16 protein-coding genes are annotated in these 20,673 nt (G+C 57.3%); 6 read left to right on the forward strand and 10 right to left on the reverse strand.

Features of this window, described 5'->3' with window-relative positions; genetic code table 11:
• Positions 1-44 precede the first annotated feature (44 nt).
• Positions 45-416, reverse strand: coding sequence for a hypothetical protein (locus J2X24_RS15290; RefSeq protein WP_209723520.1), 372 nt, complete (start codon positions 414-416; stop codon positions 45-47).
• 238 nt (positions 417-654) lie between these two features.
• On the opposite strand from J2X24_RS15290, the gene J2X24_RS15295 reads away from it, so the two are divergent.
• Positions 655-1,515, forward strand: coding sequence for an alpha/beta hydrolase (locus tag J2X24_RS15295; RefSeq protein ID WP_209723523.1), 861 nt, complete (start codon positions 655-657; stop codon positions 1,513-1,515).
• A gap of 416 nt (positions 1,516-1,931) precedes the next feature.
• Here the strand turns inward: J2X24_RS15295 and J2X24_RS15300 are convergent, their stop codons facing one another.
• The 5 genes from J2X24_RS15300 to J2X24_RS15320 all read right to left on the reverse strand — a co-directional run bounded on the left by J2X24_RS15300 (position 1,932) and on the right by J2X24_RS15320 (position 8,588).
• Positions 1,932-2,948: a glycosyl hydrolase gene (locus tag J2X24_RS15300; RefSeq protein WP_245344727.1), complete on the reverse strand. Its 1,017-nt coding sequence runs from the start codon at positions 2,946-2,948 to the stop codon at positions 1,932-1,934.
• A 56-nt stretch (positions 2,949-3,004) separates the two neighbouring features.
• The gene (locus tag J2X24_RS15305; protein WP_209723526.1) at positions 3,005-4,915 is read right to left on the reverse strand and encodes a sodium:solute symporter family protein; all 1,911 of its coding nucleotides are present in this window, start codon (positions 4,913-4,915) and stop codon (positions 3,005-3,007) included.
• A 41-nt stretch (positions 4,916-4,956) separates the two neighbouring features.
• Positions 4,957-6,153, reverse strand: coding sequence for an AGE family epimerase/isomerase (locus J2X24_RS15310; protein WP_245344728.1), 1,197 nt, complete (start codon positions 6,151-6,153; stop codon positions 4,957-4,959).
• Complete coding sequence (locus J2X24_RS15315; protein WP_310004100.1) at positions 6,153-7,196, reverse strand: glycoside hydrolase family 130 protein; 1,044 nt, start codon at positions 7,194-7,196, stop codon at positions 6,153-6,155. The genes J2X24_RS15310 and J2X24_RS15315 overlap by 1 nt, the downstream gene beginning before the upstream one ends.
• Positions 7,197-7,397: 201 nt before the next feature.
• Positions 7,398-8,588, reverse strand: a complete 1,191-nt coding sequence (locus J2X24_RS15320; protein WP_209723532.1) for an ROK family transcriptional regulator — start codon at positions 8,586-8,588, stop codon at positions 7,398-7,400.
• A 372-nt stretch (positions 8,589-8,960) separates the two neighbouring features.
• On the opposite strand from J2X24_RS15320, the gene J2X24_RS15325 reads away from it, so the two are divergent.
• Both J2X24_RS15325 and J2X24_RS15330 read left to right on the forward strand, forming a co-directional pair.
• Complete coding sequence (locus tag J2X24_RS15325) at positions 8,961-9,923, forward strand: ROK family protein (RefSeq protein ID WP_209723535.1); 963 nt, start codon at positions 8,961-8,963, stop codon at positions 9,921-9,923.
• A gap of 56 nt (positions 9,924-9,979) precedes the next feature.
• Positions 9,980-11,206, forward strand: coding sequence for an ROK family protein (locus tag J2X24_RS15330; RefSeq protein WP_209723537.1), 1,227 nt, complete (start codon positions 9,980-9,982; stop codon positions 11,204-11,206).
• An 8-nt stretch (positions 11,207-11,214) separates the two neighbouring features.
• On the opposite strand, the gene J2X24_RS15335 is transcribed toward J2X24_RS15330, so the two are convergent.
• Both J2X24_RS15335 and J2X24_RS15340 read right to left on the reverse strand, forming a co-directional pair.
• Positions 11,215-12,258, reverse strand: a complete 1,044-nt coding sequence (locus J2X24_RS15335) for a GDSL-type esterase/lipase family protein (protein ID WP_209723540.1) — start codon at positions 12,256-12,258, stop codon at positions 11,215-11,217.
• Positions 12,255-13,595, reverse strand: coding sequence for a glycoside hydrolase 5 family protein (locus J2X24_RS15340; RefSeq protein ID WP_209723543.1), 1,341 nt, complete (start codon positions 13,593-13,595; stop codon positions 12,255-12,257). Before J2X24_RS15340 ends, J2X24_RS15335 begins: the two co-directional genes overlap by 4 nt.
• A gap of 419 nt (positions 13,596-14,014) precedes the next feature.
• Between J2X24_RS15340 and J2X24_RS15345 the strand changes: the two genes are divergently transcribed.
• The 3 genes from J2X24_RS15345 (at position 14,015) to J2X24_RS15355 (ending at position 19,758) form a co-directional block, all read left to right on the forward strand.
• Positions 14,015-17,002: a TonB-dependent receptor gene (locus J2X24_RS15345; RefSeq protein WP_209723546.1), complete on the forward strand. Its 2,988-nt coding sequence runs from the start codon at positions 14,015-14,017 to the stop codon at positions 17,000-17,002.
• A gap of 169 nt (positions 17,003-17,171) precedes the next feature.
• Positions 17,172-18,191, forward strand: a complete 1,020-nt coding sequence (locus J2X24_RS15350) for a cupin-like domain-containing protein (protein ID WP_245344744.1) — start codon at positions 17,172-17,174, stop codon at positions 18,189-18,191.
• Between the two features lie 82 nt (positions 18,192-18,273).
• Positions 18,274-19,758, forward strand: a complete 1,485-nt coding sequence (locus J2X24_RS15355) for a tryptophan halogenase family protein (protein ID WP_209723551.1) — start codon at positions 18,274-18,276, stop codon at positions 19,756-19,758.
• Positions 19,759-19,793: 35 nt separating this feature from the next.
• Here J2X24_RS15355 and J2X24_RS22795 read toward each other — a convergent pair whose 3' ends face one another.
• Together J2X24_RS22795 and J2X24_RS15365 are read right to left on the reverse strand one after the other, a co-directional pair.
• The gene (locus J2X24_RS22795; protein WP_209723554.1) at positions 19,794-20,204 is read right to left on the reverse strand and encodes an acyl-CoA thioesterase; all 411 of its coding nucleotides are present in this window, start codon (positions 20,202-20,204) and stop codon (positions 19,794-19,796) included.
• 59 nt (positions 20,205-20,263) lie between these two features.
• Positions 20,264-20,647 carry a hypothetical protein gene (locus J2X24_RS15365; RefSeq protein ID WP_209723557.1) on the reverse strand — a complete coding sequence of 128 codons (384 nt, stop codon included), beginning with the start codon at positions 20,645-20,647 and terminating at the stop codon, positions 20,264-20,266.
• Positions 20,648-20,673 lie beyond the last annotated feature (26 nt).

Below are 20,673 nucleotides of genomic sequence, written 5' to 3' on the forward strand. Positions count from 1 at the left end.
AGGTGTCGGGTCCGCTTGTTACTTATACATCGCTGTCGGAGAACTTACGAAAATCGATCATAAAAAACAGCACCATCCCACTCATCGTCAAATGATCGCACGTATTTTCTAAGTACATGCCTGACGCGTTCGCTGGGCTCGGTTTGCAACCAAGAAACAATAAACCGGCGCACTTCCTCCCACCGTAACACATGCATGCAGTATTGAATGAGATCTGGCGGGCCTTTGTCTGGATTTTTTGCTATCTCAAGGAAGGCAGCCGCAAAAGCTGCTCTAGATTCTGGGTGTTCCAGGACAAATTCAAGAACTGAGTCAAATGCAGGCTCAACTGGCTGATCAAACGCCTCAGAATCTATACGTTCTGCCTCTTTCGCTAATTCATAAAAGCGCTGAATGACGAAGCTTTCAATGGTCATCGGAGCATCTCTCCACGTACTTACCACTAACATTAAGCCCAAGTGATTGAGGAGATACTACGTCGTTCGTTAGACGAAACGCGCCATTTGCGGAAATGGAACTTCCAAGGTACCGGTTTGCGATTTTCGCTCCGAAGAGGACATGGTAACGGATTTCGTGCTTGATCCCAAATGCCGACTTCGTTGTCACAGTTCCCGCGATCTGGTAGCCGTTGTAAAAACATAGAGGGAGGCAACTGTGCATAACCTGGTGACGGCAACTGTGCTGTCGGTATCGGCCATAGCATTGCCCCTGGCTGCACAGGCACAGGACGGCTGCAAGCTCGACAAAAGCGAGCATGTTTTTAGCCAGGCGCCCAACGGCCCATTGAAAACGCACGTTTTTTCGCCTCCCGGCACCAAAGGAAAGCCGCGACCGGCCATTGTCATCTTCCATGGCGGCGGCTGGGTCATGGGTGATCCGTCGTGGTCCTTCTGGCTGACCGATCGCTTTGCCTGCAAGGGCATGGTGACGATCGTCGCACAGTACCGCCTGTCGGATCAGAAGACTGCCTCTCCGGCCGAAGCCATTGATGATGCCAGGGCTGCCATTGACTGGACGCGGGCCCACGCTAAGGAATTCAATATCGATCCGACCCGGGTTGCGGCGCTTGGCTGGTCGGCAGGCGCGCATCTGGCCGCGTCGGCAGCGGTCTTCGCGACCGACAAGACACAAAGCCCGGACCTGCTGGCCTTGGTGTCGCCGGCCGTCTCCGTTGTCGAAGACAATCATTTCCGTGCGCTTTTTCCGCCGGGGACGAAGATCGAGGATTTTTCGCCGGCCGAACACGTCCGGCCTGGCTTGCCACCGACGGTCATGGTGACGGGGCGGACAGACACGGTGACGCCACTGGCTGGAGTTACAAAATTCCAGGAGCGTATGCTGGCGGCTGGCAATGTATCCGTCCTGCATGTCTATGACGATGTCGGACACCTGTTCACACCTGCGGGTCACCCCGATGACGGTTTTCCAAAGCCTGATCAGGCGGTACAGGCAGAGGCTTATGAGGCGATTGACCGATTCCTGATCGAACAGGGCTATCTGCCGGCGAAACGGTGAGACAGCGTCAATTGCGGAAAGGAACCTGGACAGAAGTCAACGCGCTGTCACCGCGCGACGCTATCTTCCAAGAGATGCCCACTACCCGGCGCGACCATGTTCGACGAGAGGATGCGGGCGGCTGAAATTGTGTCTGCATGCAGCTCAACGACGCCGTCGGCATCTGTTTTCACCCGCTGGCCAACCCTACGATAGCTTTCCCAAGCCTAATCCCACAGTGCAAGACGCAGCCTACGTAGCAATCGACCCACTTCTTTTGAACACGGCTTTTTGCCGCGCCAGCTCGAGAATTGAGGAACGCGCGCTTCGCTAAGGCGTTGTGCCAATCTTGAGACTTATGCGCGCGAGATCGCCAGACAATGTGATTAATTCGGTAAGGGCGCCGGCACTCCGCAGCACTTGGTTGCCGCAGGCTCTCACTGTCTCTTGTATTCCCTCAGATCGGGCAACTCGTCGAGGGTGATATAACGATCTGAGTTATACACCGCTTTTACGTGCTTAGCGGTATTGAACTTGTCGGAGGTAATCCATTGTGAGTGCCACGTCAGAAACCAGAGCCATTGCGCGCCGGACGGGCCAAGTTGATCGGGGTCTGGGATTGGACCGTTTTCATGCAAGGCGATTGGCAATGTTTGGCCGCTGACTGCAACAACGCGGTCGAACATGTCCTTTTGTGGGCCTGTATGATCAACGTAGTTGTCCGCCGCAGCGATATCAACATACTGCATCCCGGGAAAGTAATCTGAGCTGGGGTCCTTGGTATAACCCAATACCCAGATCAAGTTGTTCAAACCACGCTCATGGGTGAAGTAATCGTACATCAGGATCCAGAGGCGCCTAAACGTTTCGCCTCCATGCATGCCCCACCAAAACCAGTCGCCCGTAAACTCATGGAAAGGTCGCCACAAGACGGGCACATCGGCGTCTCGAATCTCGGTCAGCAAATCCGCGATGGTAGCCATGTCCCGCATCATGGCCCTATTTTCAGGCGAACCTGAGACAAGTGCTGCAACCACGTCAAATCGGGTCTTGGAACTCTCATAGCCAGGGCCTTTGAGCGGATTTCCCCAGTGCCAACAAATTGATGGGATGCCGCCGCGCTTGTACCACGCAATAGCGCGTGCATTCACGTTTGTATTGTCCTGAGGGTGAATATAGTCCAACCCAAGGATTGCCGGCAGCTTTCCCGACACTCGCTCGATGTAGTCGAGTTCGTGTTGGGGACCGCTCACCCACATCGACTCCTGCTGACCGGTGAGAGTTTTTTGGCCCCATATGTCCCAGAGATAGTCATAGAGCGCTTGGGAGCGGCCTGAAGCATTTGGGTTGCTGAGCGGCCGACTACGGGTTTCGGCCATCGCTTCGCGGCCAATGCTTGCTGTAGCCGCGACGCACACCAAACCCGCCATCACCTGTCGCTTGGTAATCGCCATAAACGCCTCCTCTAACTTTACTGATGAGTAGCCTCGCCCTACCGAGAAAATTTGGCTTATGATTCCGGCGCATCCCGCAGGCGATCCCACCAGCTGAACTTGAGCACCAGCGTACAGGCAACCGCCAGCCCCGCTGTCAGCCAGAACTTCTCCATCTCCTGAATGACCAGGAAGATGGCTGAAGCCGTCAGTGACGTCTGCCAGACGATGCCGATCAGCACATTGATCATGTCGATGCCGAAGTTCTTGTTGGGCTGGGCGTCAGGCTGATCCTGGCGCAAAGCCTCCAAGACCGGACCCCAGAAGCCCCATGGGCGCGTCTTCTGATAAAATTCCTTCAGCGTCGCCATGTCGGTCGGTTTGGTGACCAGCGAGCCGATAACAGCCACCGCGAGACAGGCCAGGAACAGCCACGGGAAGGCAGCAAGGCCATCGATGCCCGCGCCCGTCACTGGATCCTTGTAGATCGCCATCCACATAGCCGCGACAACACCCAGCGCCATCGAGGCGGCATAGCCCGTGCCATTGAGCCGCCACCAGTACCATTTGACGACATTGGCGACCGTATACCCGCCATAGAGGCCCGTCGTGATCCAGGTGATGATATCGTTGATCGAGTTCAGCTGCCAGCCGATGAAGGCGGCAATGACGGCGAACAGGAACGAGGTGAGATAGCTCAGGCGGACCAGCGTCTTCTGGTCGGCCTCCGGCCTGAAGTACTTGCGGTAGATATCGTTGACGACATAGGCGGGCGCCGCATTGAGCGAGGCCGAATAGGTCGCCATGAAGGCTGACAGCAGGCCAGCGAGGGTAATCCCCAAGAGGCCTGGCGGCATGAATTCATGCACCACCCACGGCAGGATAGCGTCGAAGTCGCCAGAGAATGGCTTTCCGGCGGCGACAGCCTCGGCCTGCAGCTGGGTCCAGTAGGGCCCTATAAAGACAAGCGCCAGGACCGCCATGCCAGCGATCATTAGATAGCGCGGGAACAGCAGGACCAGGTTGACGAAGCCAGACACCTTGGCGGCTTCGGTCGGTGACTTGGCCGACAACAGGCGCTGCATGTCGTAGTTGGGCGCCGGCCCGGCCATGGCCTTGAAGAAGCCCTGGAAGATCATCAGCCCCATGAAGATGGCAAACAGCGAATGACCTTCGATGTCGATGGTCTTGATGGCCGAGGTCGCCACCACCTTGTTCTCGGGTGTGGCGGCGTCGGCCACGCCCTGCCAGTCGAGACCGAGCGTCCAGCCGAAGCCAATCTCATTCCAGCCGGCCGGCACCGCGGCCTTGAGCATCTCCGGCGTCACCATGGTCATGGCCATCCAGGCGATGGCGAAACAAACGATGAGCTTGATGAAGAACTGCAGGATCTCCGTCATGACGACCGAATACATGCCGCCCTTGACCGAATAGACGGTCGTCAGCGCCACAATGATGAGCCCGTAAATCTTCTCGTTTATCAAAGGATCCGGCGATAGGTGCCACGGACTGAACTCCGCCGCCAGCTTGCCTATCCCTAAGAAACCGAAGGCCAGCATGCCGACGACCATGATGAGCGCAAAGACGACATTGATCAGGTGCGAGGCACGCGCACCCAGACCGTCACCGAAGCGGAAGGTGATCCATTCGGCGCCGGTCAGCTTTCCCGACCGCCTCAGCCAGATGGCGAGGAAAACCATCAGGAATATCTGATTGAACACCGGCCACAGCCACGGAATGAAGACCGACTTCAGGCCATAGACGACCAGCAGACCGACCATCCACATCGTCCCGCCGACATCGAACATGCCCGAAGCATTGGACAGGCCCAGCACCCACCACGGCAGCTTGTTGCCGGCGAGGAAGTAGTTGGACAGGTTGCCTGAAGACAGCTTGGCCACCCAGAAGCCGAGCGCAATCGTCACGAGGATATATCCGGCGACAATGGCCAGATCGATCGGCGCTAATCCAATTGCTGGATGCGTCATTTGCGTTTCCCCTTGCCTGCTCTTTTGGCAAGCACTTGTTGTTACGTCCGTATCCGGCTCAGGCGTTCGTCAAGTTCGATCATAGCTCGGCCGTTGTGATACGGGCACTTCCATTGTCCGGCCCTCACCTGGGGCGGACGACACGCATCCTTGGCGTACCATGTCCACTCCGAACTCCCTCCTGCGCCGAACTGCGCCTTCAGCACCCGCCACAGCTTCTCTGTGGCGTCGAGATATGCGCGATTGCCGGTCAATTCCCAAGCGTTGACGAAACCGACCATGGCTTCGGCCTGGCCCCACCATTCGCCGGCGGGGTCGAGACGGCCGTCAAAGTCCTGTTCATAGGCGATGCTGCCGTCCAGCATGACGCCGTCTTTCAGCGTCGCTTCGGCCAGGCCGATGACAAGCGGCTTCACCCGCGCCGTCAGCGCAGGTTCGCTCAGAACGGCCGCGGCCTCCCACATCAGCCAGCTGGCTTCAATGTCGTGGCCATAGCTGACCGCGTGCGTCCGGTCGCTCCAGTCGAGATCGTAGAACAGGCGGAGGTGATGGGTTTGCGGATCGACAAAGCGGTCGGCGAATATGTCCAGCGCGCGATAGAGGGCGGCGTGACTCAAGTCGTCTGGCGCCACCCGGTGCAGGTGCGTGTAGGCCTCGACGATATGGAGATGGGTGTTCATCGTCTTAGGAGCATCGATGTCCTTGTCGGACAGACGCTGGTCGTCACGCGGCAGCCAGACGGCGCTCAAGGCTTCAATATAACCGCCGTGTTCCGGTTCCCAGAAGCGCTCCTCGATCTCGCGCTGCAGCCGGCGTGCCATGTCCAGGGCAGCCGGATCCTGGGTGATACGATAATACTCGGCAAAGGCATAGATACCGAAGGCCTGGGCATAACCCTGCTTCTTGGCATCGACGACCTGGCCCTTCGCATCCAATAACCAGTAAAGGCCACCATGGTCGGGATCGACAAAGCGATCGCGAATGTAGGCAGCGGCCCGGTGCGCCAGTTCCAGCGCTTCGGATGAGTCAAGGTAGCTGGCCATGGCGCTGAAAAACCACAGCAGGCGCGTATAGAGGATGACGGCGCGCGGGGCATCCTTCACTGGCGCCCCATCGGCAGCGATCTCACCCCAGAATCCATTCCCGTCATCGGGCACGTGTGTCTGCCACCAATGCGAAATGGCGAATGCTTCCTGGCGGGTCTCATGTTGGAGGCTCATGGCCAAGGTATCAGCCATTACCCAGCATCCCGCACGAACGCTTCGTTCGCTTCGATGAGGTCGATGCGCTGCTGGACACAGGCTGCCGATGTCAGCGGGTCGGCTGGCGTATTCTTGCAATAATCGACGAGCTGGGCCACGCTTGAGGTCGCCACATGCAGGCGTGTGTCGGAAGAGGCGTAGTAGATGAAAATCTTACCGTTATCTTCAATCCAGCCGTTCGCGAAGGTGACATTGGAAACGTCGCCAACACGCTCCTCCCCTTCCGGTGCGATGAAATGACCGCCTGGTGTAAGTGTCACGATCCATGGCTTATTCAGATCGGTCATGAACATGTAGAGGACATAGCGCAGCCCTGCGGCCGTATTGCGCACGCCGTGGGCCAGATGCAACCAGCCTTCCGGCGTCTTGATCGGCGCCGGGCCCTGACCGTTCTTCAGTTCCTTGATGGTGTGATAGGCCTTGTTGTCGACAATGACTTCACTGTCGATAACTGCATTGGTCATGTCGCCGCACAGGCCCCAGCCGATGCCGCCGCCCGAGCCGACGCTGATGAAGCCATCCTGCGGGCGGGTATAGAGGGCATATTTGCCATCGACAAACTCGGGGTGCAGCACGACATTGCGCTGCTGGCCCGAGTTCGTCTTCAGGTCCGGCAGGCGTTCCCAGGTGACAAGGTCCTTGGTGCGGGCAATGCCGCATTGCGCGACCGCGGCCGACAGGTCATTGGGCTGGGTGAGGTCCTTGCGCTCGGTGCAGAACAGGCCGTAAATCCACCCGTCCTCGTGCTGCGTAAGGCGCATATCGTAGACATTGGTGTCCGGCTCATCTGTCTGCGGCAACACCACTGGGCGCGGCCAGAAGCGAAAGTTGTCTACGCCGTTATCGCTCTCAGCAATCGCAAAGAAAGACTTGCGGTCATTGCCCTCGACGCGGACAACGACAATATACTTTCCCTGCCACAACATGGCGCCGGCATTGAAGGTGGCATTGATACCCAATCGCTCCATCATAAATGGATTGGTCGACGGATTGAGGTCGAAGCGCCACTCCAATGGCACATGCCCCGCTGTTATTACGGGATGCTTCCAACGGTCATAGATGCCATTACCCGCTTCAAGAGGCTCATTAGCCCGCGAAACAAGACGCTCGTATGCAGTTCGACGGTCTATCAAGCCCAGCAATGCCTGTTCCCCTAACTTTTTTATCTCAACAATCATTAAATAAAATTGTTTTAATAAATAAGCAAGGAAATATCAGCGTTATTTGATCATTGCTTCCGGTGTCGGCAAAAGCGCTTTTTGCAAGACGAGAACGGCTGCGCCCATGGCGGCGGCATCGATCGATACGGTCGATGGCCGGAAGGGAGTGAGTGGGATGTTGCGTTTGAAATTCTCCAGCCGCTCGTTTAGCCGGTCACAGAGTCTGCGAATGACAAATCCCGGCAACTGGCCACCAATGACTAGCGATTCTGGGCTCAAGATATAGGTCACTGCCAAGAACGGGGCAATCATATGTGTGACAGCTTCCTCGATCCATGCATCGACACCCGCGATCGTAGCCTCGTCATCCTCCAGAATATCGGCTGCATCAGTGAGCACCACGCCGCGTCGGCCGAGCTCATCGTAGAATGCGAACAGCGACAGGACGTCCCAAAGAGTTCTGGGATGGCCGTCCTTGTCAGGTATCGGGATGTTTCCAATTTCTCCAGCATGAGTCAGTCCGCCGGCGTACGGCTGCCCCTCGATGACAAGACCGCACCCCACGCCCGCACTAATCAGTGTGTACACAAAGCTTTTTTGCGTCAGGCCCTGCCCGAACTGCAGTTCGCCGATTGCTGCGGATGTTGCGTCATTCTCAACATAGACTGACAGGCCCAAAGCTTCGGAGAACGTTTCAACAACGTCAAGCGACTGCCAAACGTCGTAATTGGCAGGTCGTTCTGCAACGTCGACGCCAGCGAGACGTTCGGGAATCGCAATCCCTAGTCCAAGCACCCGCTTGCGCGGGACAACGCGATCGGCGTAGAGCTTTGCAATCTCTTGGCCCAAAAAGCCAATGACGTCATTCGGAAGGGCGAAACGCTGACGTGCGTAGACCCGGCGCAGCACCTGGCCCGCCAAATCCATCACAACAAAGGTCAAGTGGTCCCGGTCAATATTGAGTCCAAGCGTATAGGCTCCAGATGACTCTACGGCCAATCGAGCGGCTGGCTGCCCCCTGGTGCCTTTAAGGGCCCCCTCGTCCTTGATAAGCCCATCCTCCAAAAGTCTACGGGTTATGTTGACTATGGACTGATGCGTTAAACCGGTGAGAGACGCTAACTCGCTTCGGGTCACCGGCCCGTGCGTGCGAATCGTCTGCAACACAACACGCTGGTTATGGTCGCCTGCCCGCTCAAGGTTCGTTCCCGTAAAACTGACAATTGATCTTTTTTGCGTGCCCAAAGGCATTATAGGCGGCTCCCGAACGGCTGTGCCACGTTTGTGCACGGACTAATTTGCCGTCGCAACAACTACTTTTCGCACCGGTAGTCCGGCAAGAGCCTAGCATGGGATTGCCTACCAAACCCAAAACGCTGCCGCCTCCAAGGACTCCCCCCTGCCGGAGCTTGCGCTTTCGTTTGACGAACGCATGCCGATTCCATGGATCGGGCATCGACGGCATGGTTGCCCGACTGCTGAGAATCTGGAGCCACGGGGCTCCGCTTTCACAAAATTAAGCAGGCGAATAATAATTATTTCAAATTCCTTTAATATTATTATAGGTTGTTCGTTATTCAAAGTGACGCCCGATCCGGGGGTTGAAAAAAGGGCGGAGGAAGCATGCTTTATATCGGCATAGATTTCGGTGGGACCAAGATTGAGGCGGCAGCGCTTGACGAGAACGGGCAATATCTTGCCCGTGAACGGCGTCCGAATCCGGGGTCGTATGACGCGGCCATTGTGACGATACGGGAGTTGGTCGAAAGCGTTGAGCACCAGGCGCGCATCAGTGCAGGGATGCGCTCAGTACAGGTTCCGGGCATAGGCATTGGCGCGCCTGGCTCCCCGTCACCGCGTACGGGGATCATACGTAATTCCAACGCCACTTGGTTGAACGGTCGCGCGTTTCGAGACGATCTCGAGGTCGCCTTGGAACGACCTGTGCGCCTTACAAACGATGCCAACTGTCTAGCACTTTCCGAGGCTATGGATGGCGCCGCTGCAGGCTGCCACAGCGTGGCGGCGATTATTATCGGCACAGGCTGCGGTGGCGGATTGGTGGCCGGGCAACGCCTCATAGACGGCGCCAATGGGCTCGCCGGCGAAATCGGCCATATGAGCCTCCCATGGCCTGCCTCGGATGAAACGCCAGGCCCTGCCTGCTGGTGCGGTCAGCGTGGATGCATCGAAACTTGGGTGTCAGGCACTGGTTTCGCGCGCGATTTCCAGGCCCAAACAGGAAGGGCTTTGAAGTCCGAAGAGATCATCACACTCATGCGTGAGGGCGATCAAGGCGCCATCGAGGCGTTCGAGCGACTGCTATCGCGCCTTGGGCGGACGGTGGCGGCCATTACCAACCTGTTCGATCCGGACGCCTTTGTCTTCGGCGGCGGACTTTCGAACGTCGCTGAACTGTACGAACGCCTTCCAGCTTACGTAAATTCATATGTCTTTTCTGACCACTGGGAGGCCAAGTTGGTCCCAGCCCGTTGGGGCGATACGTCCGGCGTTCGCGGCGCGGCCTATCTGTGGCGACAGGGTACCGCGCTCGCGCCCGAAGTCCCAACTTTTGCGGGCGCCTGAGAACGACCAGTTCGCGCGCCTGGATTCGACTATCACCCTCTATTAATGGCTCCACCATGAACGCGCCTTCCGCCAGACCGTTGCTGGCAATGGGCGATTTGTCTGGCACGAACTTGACGCGAGCAAGCGACCATAACCAGCGGGTCGTCCTTCAGGCTATTCGTTCGAATACGGCGACAACCCGTAGCGAACTGACGAACATCACCGGCCTTACCGCCCCCGCGGTCGCAAACATTACCGCCCGCCTCCTGAGCGACGGCTTAATAATGAAGGCTGGCAGAGTCCTTGGCGGTCGCGGGCAACCAGCGACCAAGTTTGTGATCGATCCAGACGGTGCCTTCGCCTTAGGGGTGAATATCGACCGGGACCATGTCACGATGCTCGCGATCGACCTCGCAGGCGATGTGAGATTTCGCGCCAGCCTGGAGGCGCATTTCACTCTGCCCGAGGACGTATTGAGTTTTGTTCAAACCCAACTCGATAAAATCAGAGAGGAGAAAACTTTCAACACCGACAGGCTGGTAGGAATCGGTATCGGAATTCCCGATCGGTTAGGGCATATCCCTCTACTCAATAAGCCGCCAGTCTATGAAGTCTGGTCGCAAATCGATGTTGGGCGGCTCTTCGCCGACGCCTTTAGCCTGCCGGCATATCTGGAAAACGACGCAACAGCGGCCGCGATCGGCGAATTGCATTTCGGCTGCAGAGGAATGCATCAGCACTTCATCTTTACCCTGATCAGCGCCGGCGTCGGTTGCGGCATCATCATCAACGGACAGCCCTACAGGGGAGGCGATACAAAGAGCGGTGAGATTGCCTTCATCAGTCGAGGAATTTTCGCCGAACCAGGGAATGATAGTATCCTTCAGGATAAAGTTTCGCTCTATTCGCTTTACGCCGACCTATGGGCAACGGGCTTCAAAGTCGCCTCGCCCGACGACCTTATGAAAGACGATCCAGATCTTCTTGCTGCACTCGATTCATGGGCGGATCGCGCCGCGAGTGAACTTTTGGGGACAGCCGCTGTTATCAATTGCGTGCTGGATCCAGAAGTCCACATCATAGGCGGTCGACTTCCTCGGGTGGTCATAGCCCGCATTTGCGACCAAATGAACGCCCTGATGGGCCGCGTCATACCCCACGCACCGTCGATCGCGCCCTTCAGGGCAGCCGCTGCCGAGGCAGACGCCGCACCAATGGGCGCAGGAATGCTGGTCTTTCAAAATCGCCTTTTGCATAGACCGGAGGCGCTTAGAAAGACCTTCAGCGACCTGGCGACCTAGTCAATCATTCAAGCCAACAGCCGACTGAACGCAGGCTCGAGCTCTTGGGCGATAGCGGCGTGCTCTTCAGCGACCGGATGGGCATTTACGGGCCGCCCTGGGTAGTGCGCAACTGCGGCCCGCACCACTCTTGGATCGGCCAATCGTCTCGCCGCTCCGTCCAGGTAGGCGCGAAGCGCACTACGTTTTGGCGTACCCTTGTCGGTAAGTATGGGAGAGTCGATAAGGACGATTCCGGCACTGGGCGCGTCTCGACGTACCTTCTCCACAAAAGCGACTAGGGTAGAGATAAAGACGCGCTCGTCGGGTATCCCGCTACTAAAATCATTCGTACCTAGGCAGATACCGATCGCGTCAGGTACGTAACGCTGGTGATCCCAATTTAGCGCTTCATCCAACGAAGCTCTTTCATAGAAGCGCGGCGCCGTAGTGTCGTCATTAATCCCCTCCCAGTCGCGCATCAGTCCTCGCCCTCCAGCGGCGATCAGATGGCATTGGGCATTCAGATGTCGCGCCAGGACTTTTCCAAAGGAAAGGTAGGCATTAGCGAGGGCTATGTCATTGTGAATTTCCTCACGACGGACATCGGCAGCTTCGCCGCACGTGATGGAATCACCAATAAACATGAGTTTTCGAGCCGGTAGGATTGGGGGTGCGAGCCAACGTCCATCCGGCGCCTCCACATCAAAAAGGTCCCACTGACCTTGCCAGCTTTCACCGCGGCGGCGGATTTCGACACGGTGTGGCCCCCCCGGGCCACTATATACTTCAACAACCTGACGCTCTCGACTGAGGCGCACCGTGCGTGGTGCGCCCTCATCGACGATAATGTCCAGATAGACCGTATCGCTGGTACCTGCGGTGTGAAGTAGCAACCGGGGCCCCTGCCACTTTGCATGCAAAGTCACGCCCGGAAAACCTGCACGCAACCGATCCTTCAGTTCGGCGAGGCGCCCCTCAAGGATGAACGGTCGGTCGCGTGCCGCGGGCAGCGCAGCCGTGGTGACACCGGCCATCAGCAGGCCACCAAAGTCGCGCCGCGTCGCCATCATTGCACGTTCAGTCCGTTCACAACGGCTGCGTGATTTCGGATCAGCGCTTGGGTCGACGTGTCCGTGTTGAAGACACTGTACCACCCCTGAGGCTCGTGTGGTGGATCGCCGACGTAAGCGGTTTCGCCGCGGAGCATGTGGTAGTCTTTGTGCAGGGCGCGACCAGCGCCGCCCCACGCCCAAAAATTCGATCCCATGACCGGTCCACCCGTCTTAAGGGCGTCTTCCACGGCCCCATAGATCATGGAGTAGAACTTGTCCTTCCAAAGGGTCGGCGTGCCCGGCTCATAAGCCGTGTCGTCGCGGGGGAAACCGAACTCTTCGAACACCAGAGGCTTCTTGATTTTTTCCGCAATTCGAATGTGGTCGTCGATATACTTCCGGACCTTTGCGGCACCGGCATCAAAGGTCCCGGCAAGGTTTTTGCCGTCCACCCAACTCCAGTTCTGGGGCCAAATATGCGCTGTCAGATAGTCGATGTCCTTGTGCGCATCGATGACAAACTGCTCGTTGCCCACCGCCCCCTGCAAACCCTCGTGACCAAGCGAAACCAAGTGGTTCTTGTCGAGCGACCGTATCAGTGAAGCCGTGTCTGAAATCCACTTCAGATAAACAGGCATATTTTGAGCGGAGATTTCCGGTCCACCCCCCGACCGTGGCTCGTTTGACAACTGCCACGCCATGATAGTGGGATCCTCGACATACGCTTTGCCCGTCACGCTGTTGGTACGCGACAGAAGCATGCGGGTGTAGTCGTGATAGAGCGCTACGGCCTTCTCGTTGGCGTAGAAGCGCGAAGAATAGTCGGCATAGGCCGGCCAGGGATGAGCCGGATCACCGTTGTTGATGAAGGCCCCCGTCGTGTAATCGAGATAGGCCATCATGCCGCCCGACCACTCCCAGAAGTTGGTGAGATAGAGAACCGCCTTCATGTCGCGCTTGCTCATCTCAGCGAGGAGGTAGTCAAGACCGATCAGGAGATCCTGATTGTATTGGCCCGGGGTCTTCGAACTGAAAGCAGGATCGAGCGAATTGTTCAACGGCGACAGCTCAGACGAGGCAAGGACGCGCAGGTTAGTAATTCCCAGCGCTTTCATGTCGTCCAATTCCTTCGCCAACCGCGCCCGATCGCCGAAAGCCGCCGGCGCGCCCAGATAGGCGCCGTACCATATATTTGCGCCGACGAACCGGTAGGTTTTCCCACGCAGCTTGAAATGCATGCCTTCGACCGTGACGAACTCACCAACCGGCGCCTCCGGTATCGTGGCACACGCCGATGTTGCTGCTGCTAATCCAGCAATACCTATTAGCGCTTCCCGCCTTGTTAGCTTTTTCATGTTTTTCCTTCGCAGCTGCGATTCTTCCCGTGCTACATATATTAAATAAATTTGATTTAATTGATCAAGCGATTTCCTCCTGCGGTGAGTGTCTACAGGGAAAGATGGCAATTCCCACCCATTTGCCCCGGCTGTTCGTCACTAGTTGCCTCGCATTCTCTGAGGCTTTCTCGCCCGCTCCGGCGTCGTGGGAAGGTAGCCGGATACAATGCGACCGAGATTGCCGGTCTGGGCCTTATTATTTACATATAATTGTGGTAATTTTGCCACGCCGCACGATGCACCTCTATACCATTGATTTTATTAACTTGTTAGCGGTGCCATACCTTTAAATCAAATTGAATTATTTAAGTTGCGTGTTCGACCGTTTTGCCTCAAGTTGCGTTTCACAGCCGTGAACGAGCTGACGAGGAGGAATTATGATTGTTTCCAAAAAGGCGTGGGCCATGTCCGCGTCGTCGGTGCTGGCACTTGCTTTCGCAGTGACCGCCCATGCACAGGATACCGCAGCAACACCCGAAGCGCCTGAAGCCGCGCAAGATGCTGAAGTCGTCGTTGTCACCGGTATCCGCAACTCTCAAAAGCGCGCCGTCTCGATCAAACGCGACGCCGTTCAGGTCGTCGATGCCATTTCATCGGAAGACATCGGCAAGTTCCCCGACGCCACGATTTCCGACGCGCTGCAACGCATCCCTGGTGTCCAGGTCCGCCGTGAAGCTGGTGAAGCCGGCGCGGTCAACATCCGTGGCCTTCCGCAGGTTTCGACCTTCCTGAACGGTGAAGCCTTCCTGGGCGCGAACTCGATAACCAACGTTCAGCCGAACTTCGGCGATATCCCCTCACAGCTGATGATGGGCGCCGAAGTCTACAAGTCGGCAACTGCCAACCAACTGGGTGCCGGCATCACCGGCACGGTGAACTTGAAGACCTGGCGTCCGTTCGACCTGAAGCGTGGTCTGACCCTCGCCGGCGCGGTCGAAGGCACCTACGGAGACCAAACGAAGGAATGGGAGCCGTCCATCAACGGTCTGGTCAGCTGGCGCAATGACCGCTTTGGCGTCTTGCTGTCGGTCGCCAAGTCTGACATCACCGCTGCCAATGGTTACAACGGCCTCAATGGTGACTTTGGTTGGGCGGGCAAGGCCGGCGAAAGCTGGGCTTTTGTGAAGGCCAACTATGATCCGGTTACAGGTCGCGTCAATGACGGCCTCGCCTTCTCGAGCGGCGATCAAAACGGTGATGGTGATACGAACGACAGCTTTGTTGCCTATCAAGGCTGGCGCGCGATGGACAAGAAGACCCGTCGTGATCGTACCGGTATCAACCTGGCGGCTGAGTGGCGCATTGCCGACGGCGTCAAGCTCAATGCCGAATACTTCCACACTGAGCAGACCCAATGGAACTCGGAAGTGGGTTTGGTCGCTGAAAGCAAGTGGTCTTCCTGGGGCTGGTTCAAGCCGCTGAAGACGACCGACGTCGGCTATCAGGATCTGTTTACGGTCCAGTCGGCACTCTACAATGTCCAGCGCATCGCCAACTTCACCGAAGTCGGCCGGATCGAGTCGGACGCGGATAATTTCAGCATCGCTCTCACCTATGATCGCGGCGGCAAGTTCCGCTACAAACTGCGCGCACTCACTGCCGACGCCAGCCAGGCTCGCACCAATGCCTGGATCAACGCTACCCTGGCGGACCAACGTCAATGGGGTGCGGGGTCCGGCTACTATCCCGGCAGCACGACGCCGGTCGCCACGGCTCCGAATGGTTACTCCAACCTGGTTCCAATCACGGTTGATAACCCCGGCAATGGCGCCGCAATCTCCTTCTCCGGCTTCGACAGTGCCCGGTTTGCTAATGTGAACAACTATGCAATCGACGGCATCTCGTCCGAAAACAACTTCGACCGTACGGCGGACATGAACGTGCTGCGTTTTGACGCGAGCTACGATGTCGCTGAGAATGTCAGCCTCGATTTCGGCTATCGCCGTTCCGAGCGTTCGGTCGACAATCTGGCCTACGACTATCTGTCACCACTCTACAAGGCACAGTCGACAAGCGGGCCGCAAAATCCAGGTGGAAACGGCTGCCTGGTAAAGTGGAAGGCCTCGGACGTCGTTCTGAACCAGGCGGGCGCTTGTACCGCGGGTGACGGCACCAACTTCTACACCGCGTTGGCACCGACTACCCTAGCTTCTCTGGGCGATGCGGTGACGGAGGTGAACGCATTCGGCGGGGCAAGCGGCATCCCGACCGGCTGGGGCGTTTCGGCTGAAGCCCTGATGGACCCTTACGGCTTCGTGAACGGCAAGTTTCCTGGGACTGTGCGCTGGTCCAATCCGGGTCAGAGCTATGGCGTCGATGTGAAGCAGGAAGCCACCTACCTCCAGGCCAACATCAAAGGCGAAGCCATGTGGCCTTTCACGGCTAACTTCGGCGTTCAAATCGTCAATACCGACCTGACCATCCAACAGAACATCGTTGGCGCTGGCGGTCAGTATGGCGCGGCTGCGGCCGATGGCGGCGACGTCATCACCAACCGGTCGTTCACCGATGTCCTGCCCTCGGCCAACCTCGCCTTTGATATCCGCGACGACCTGAAGCTGCGCTTCGGCTACGCGAAGAACATGACGCTGCTGGACCTGGAACAGTGGGGTGGCGCCAAGGCGCTAAACTATGCGCTCGACTCGGCTGGCAACTTCATCGTCATCAGCGGTTCGGAAAACGGCAACCCGAACCTCGATCCGTGGCGTGCGACCAACTATGACGTTTCGCTCGAGTGGTATAACGCGCCGGGCTCGATGTTCAGCGTCGGCATCTTCTACGTCGAGGTCGAAAGCTTCGTCGCCAGCGGTAGCCGCCAGTCACTCGAAAACGACCAGACAGGTGGCGGGTCGCGCGTGATCACCCTGTCCACCCCTGTCCAGGGCGAAGGCGGCATCCTGAAGGGCGTCGAGTTCAACGCCAAGCAAGCCTTTACCTACCTGCCGGGCTTCTGGTCGAACTTCGGCGTCGACGCCAACTATACCTACTCGCCGTCAACGCGGCCGGGCAAGGATTTGTCCGGCGACGAACGCGCCTTCCCCGACAATTCTACGCATCAGACCAACGTTGCAGTGTGGTACCAGGACGGACCGCTCCAGGCCCGTGTCGCCCACAACTACCGCTCGCGCCGTCTGGTGTCCGAGAACCTTCTGTGGGGTACGCCAGGCCTGAACCTCTGGCAGGCGCCGACGAGCTACGTCGACGCGTCGGTGTCCTACGAATTCATGCCGGGGCTCACCGCTTACCTGCAGGGTTCGAACCTCACTGAGGAAAAGGAAACCTACTACATGCAGTGGGAAAACCAGCAGTCCTCGCAGAACCTCTACGAACGCCGCGTCACCTTCGGGCTGCGTGCACGGTTCTGATCCGGCAAACAGTAACCGCCTTCCCCCCCCTGCGTCGCCAACAATTACGCAGGGGTGGTTTGGGAGGGTGGACAGATCTCCCTGTCACTGAACTGGCTCTTTTCGTTTCCTCCCAAAGAGCTAGCCTTGCCCTGGCGCTTGACGCCAGGGCTTTTCTTTCTTGTTGACCATGATGACCACTGTTTTTGACACCGCAAGTTCAGTACCCAGCTATGACGCGGTAGATCCTGGACAGTTCCGGCGACTCGCCGCCGCGCGCACGCCGTTTGCTATCAGGGATTTCGCTTCTACATGGCCCGCGGTCAAACGCGCGAACAAATCAGACGAAGAGCTTGCGCGCTACCTGGCTGGACAGGCCGTCAAACGGGAGTTGCCCGTGATTGTCGCCCCAGCCGAGGCGGAAGGCCTATTCTTCTACAAATCGGACCTGGGAGGGCTGAATTTCAACCGGCAGCAAGTCGCCCTGCCGCTTTTCCTTGAACACCTCCTTCACCTGAGATCGTCGCCAAAGCCACCTGGCCTGTTCATCCAGTCGACCCCCATCGACGATACATTGAGCCGCTTTTCTGACGAGAACCCAAACCCTTACACGCCTCTGGTAGGGGGGCGAATGTGGCTTGGTAACCGGACACGGGTAGCAACACATTTCGACGTCGCGGATAATTTGGCGGTCGTGGTTGCTGGTAAACGCCGCTTCCTGCTTTTCCCCCCTGAGACCGTCGGCAGCCTTTATGTTGGGCCGCTTGACTTTACACTGGCTGGCCAGCCGGTCAGCTTGGTTGACCCAAGAAATCCGGATCTTCTGACCTTCCCGAAGTTTTCAGAAGCTGCAAAAATGGCGATAGTCTGCGAGCTTGAGCCAGGAGACGCAATCTATATACCGAGCCCATGGTGGCACCATGTAGAGGCATTGAGCGGTTTCAACATGTTGGTGAACTATTGGTGGCGAGACTACCCGGAAGCGTGCGGTACCCCCTTCCATTGGTTGATACACGGTCTCCTGTCGATCCGCCATTTGCCAGAGGCTGAACGCGCCGCATGGCGCAGTATGGCAGACCATTATATTTTCGAAGCAGACGGGGATCCTGCCGCACATTTGCCCCCACACGCGCGCTCCGTGCTCGGAGAGATGACGCCGGAGTTGGCAAACCAGCTCAGGAAATGGATACGGGACAATGCGTTCAACTGACGACGCGTCTCCCAAGAGACTTTGCTTTGGTGGAACAGGCAGCCAGTCTAGTATGTAAAAACCTTATAGTCCGGGAAGACATATGCAAGGCATTCAAACTGTATTGATTGTGGGCGGGGGGACTGCCGGCTGGATGACCGCAGCCTCGCTGGCTAAGAACTTTGCTGGACGCTTGGGCATTACCGTTATTGAATCCTCGCAGGTGGGTACAGTAGGTGTAGGCGAAGCGACCGTACCCGCTATTCGCGACTACATCGCATCTCTTCAGGTCGACATTAGAGAGGTGATGCGGGCCACATCGGCTACCGTGAAGCTCGGAATCGCTTTCGAAGGATGGCATAAAAAGGGTGAGGCGTTCTTCCACCCCTTCGGCCTTTACGGTGTCAGTCCGCGCGATCTGGAGTTCCACCATATCTGGCACCGGCTGAACAGTCTGGGCGAAACCGCGCCACTTAGCGCATACAGCCTATGTACCCAGATGGCTCTGCAAGGCCGGTTCGCGCCGTCATCTACGGCACCGTCAAACGACCTGGAGATATTTGACTGGGCGCTGCATTTCGACGCCAGTCGGTTCGCCGCGTGGCTTTCAGAGTATGCCCAAGCGCGGGGCGTTCGGCATATCGATGCAAAAATAGCAACTGCATCCGCGTCGCCTGATGGACAGCTGGTCGCGAATGTGACGCTCGACGATGGGCGTACTATGGCTGCGGACCTCTTCATTGATTGTTCGGGTTTCCGCAGCTTGCTGTTAGGACAGACACTGGGCGTCGGCTACGAGGACTGGAGCGAGTGGCTGTTCTGTGATCGCGCCGTTGCACTGCCTTGTGAGCATGGCGGTGACTGGGCGCCTTATACACGTTCAGTTGCCGAAGACAGCGGCTGGCGGTGGCGCATTCCGCTCCAGCACCGGGTGGGGAATGGGTATGTGTACTCGAGCCGACACATCTCCGCGGAAGACGCGGAAGCCCGCCTTAGAGAGTCGCTTGAAGGCGAGGTGCTGGCAGACGCAAACCATCTGAGCTTCACCCCCGGCCGTCGTCAGCAGACATGGAAAGGGAATTGCGTCGCCGTGGGCCTTGCCGCCGGCTTCCTCGAACCGCTGGAATCGACCGGCATCGTCCTGATCCAGACGGCCATCGAAAAGCTCCTCAAGCTCTTTCCGACCGAAAGCTTTTGCGAAGACGCCACCAAGGAGTTTAATCGGACAACAAGACTTGAATATGAGCGGATACGGGACTTCATTATCCTGCACTATTGCCGCACACGCCGAGATGATACTGCCTTCTGGAGAGACTGTTCCAACGTTGCAATTCCGGATGAGTTAAGGCATCGCATTGCCCTCTTCGAAACCAAAGGCTATCTCGTTCGCCACGAATGGGACACGTTTCGAGATCCCAGTTGGCTCAGCCTTTTTAGCGGCATGGGCGTTACGGCCAGAGACAGAAACGCAGCCGCTGACACCCTTAATGCCGACGACTTGGTAATAATTGCCGGTCGTATGCGTGACGATGTCATGCGCCTTGCACTTCGCACTCCGAAGCACAAGGATTTCATAGACCGGCTTTAGACGATAAACTTGGGTCAGCGCCCAGCTCGGAAAGGTTAGCTTTCCATCGCCAGAGCGGCCTCGAGTTTGTCGAAAAATGCGCCTCGTGTGACCTTACCGTCGATGACGCAAATGATGGAGGTGACAGCTGAGGCACACAGCTTGTTGTCGGCGCGTCGATAAATCTGCTGTTCGAAGAGGTATTTTGCGCCTGCTCTTTTGCCAGTCGTGCGGATTAAAGCCTGATCGCCCGATCGCAACGACACCTTGAAGCGCAACTCGACATCGGACACCATAAGGTGCACCCCTTGTTGAACCAGCGCGAAATAACTGAAACCGTGCTCCTTTAGCAACAGGTTGCGGCTTTCCTCCAGGAAATTCAAGTAGACTGCATTGTTGACGACGCCCTGGCTGTCGATTTCATATTCCCGAACATCGAAACGGACTTCAAACACCACGGCCTCCACTATGCTCACTCCGTGGCTGTATCTCCTACCTTCCGCGTTCGCAATGCCTAGGTAAGGGTTTACGGCACGAGACCTGAGGCTATGACGTCGTACATCCAATGCAACAGTACCAGACTGGCAAACCCGATCGGGAGCCACTCGCGCTTCGCCAATAGTCCGATCATCGCGACCGTGTACAGGGCGTGGAGCATGATGGTAGGTAACCGGATGAGCGCGTACTCCATCAGGCCGAGCTCGGGGCGATACAGGCCAGCCGTTTCGACCAGAACAACAACTATTGTGAAGATCGAACCTGCTCGCCACCGATTGTGCGCCCCGATGACGATCGACAGCCTTGCAAGCTCTTCGAACAGGACAAAAATTGCCCAGACGATGGCGCCGCCGGCGAGCCCGTCTGGATCAAGTCCGAGAAGAATTGCGGGTATGATCAGAACGGCGCTCAAAAACGCCATCCTGATCAATGAAAAAA

Origin of the sequence: Asticcacaulis solisilvae (assembly GCF_017875235.1) — a bacterium.
Taxonomy (GTDB): Bacteria; Pseudomonadota; Alphaproteobacteria; order Caulobacterales; family Caulobacteraceae; genus Asticcacaulis; species Asticcacaulis solisilvae_A.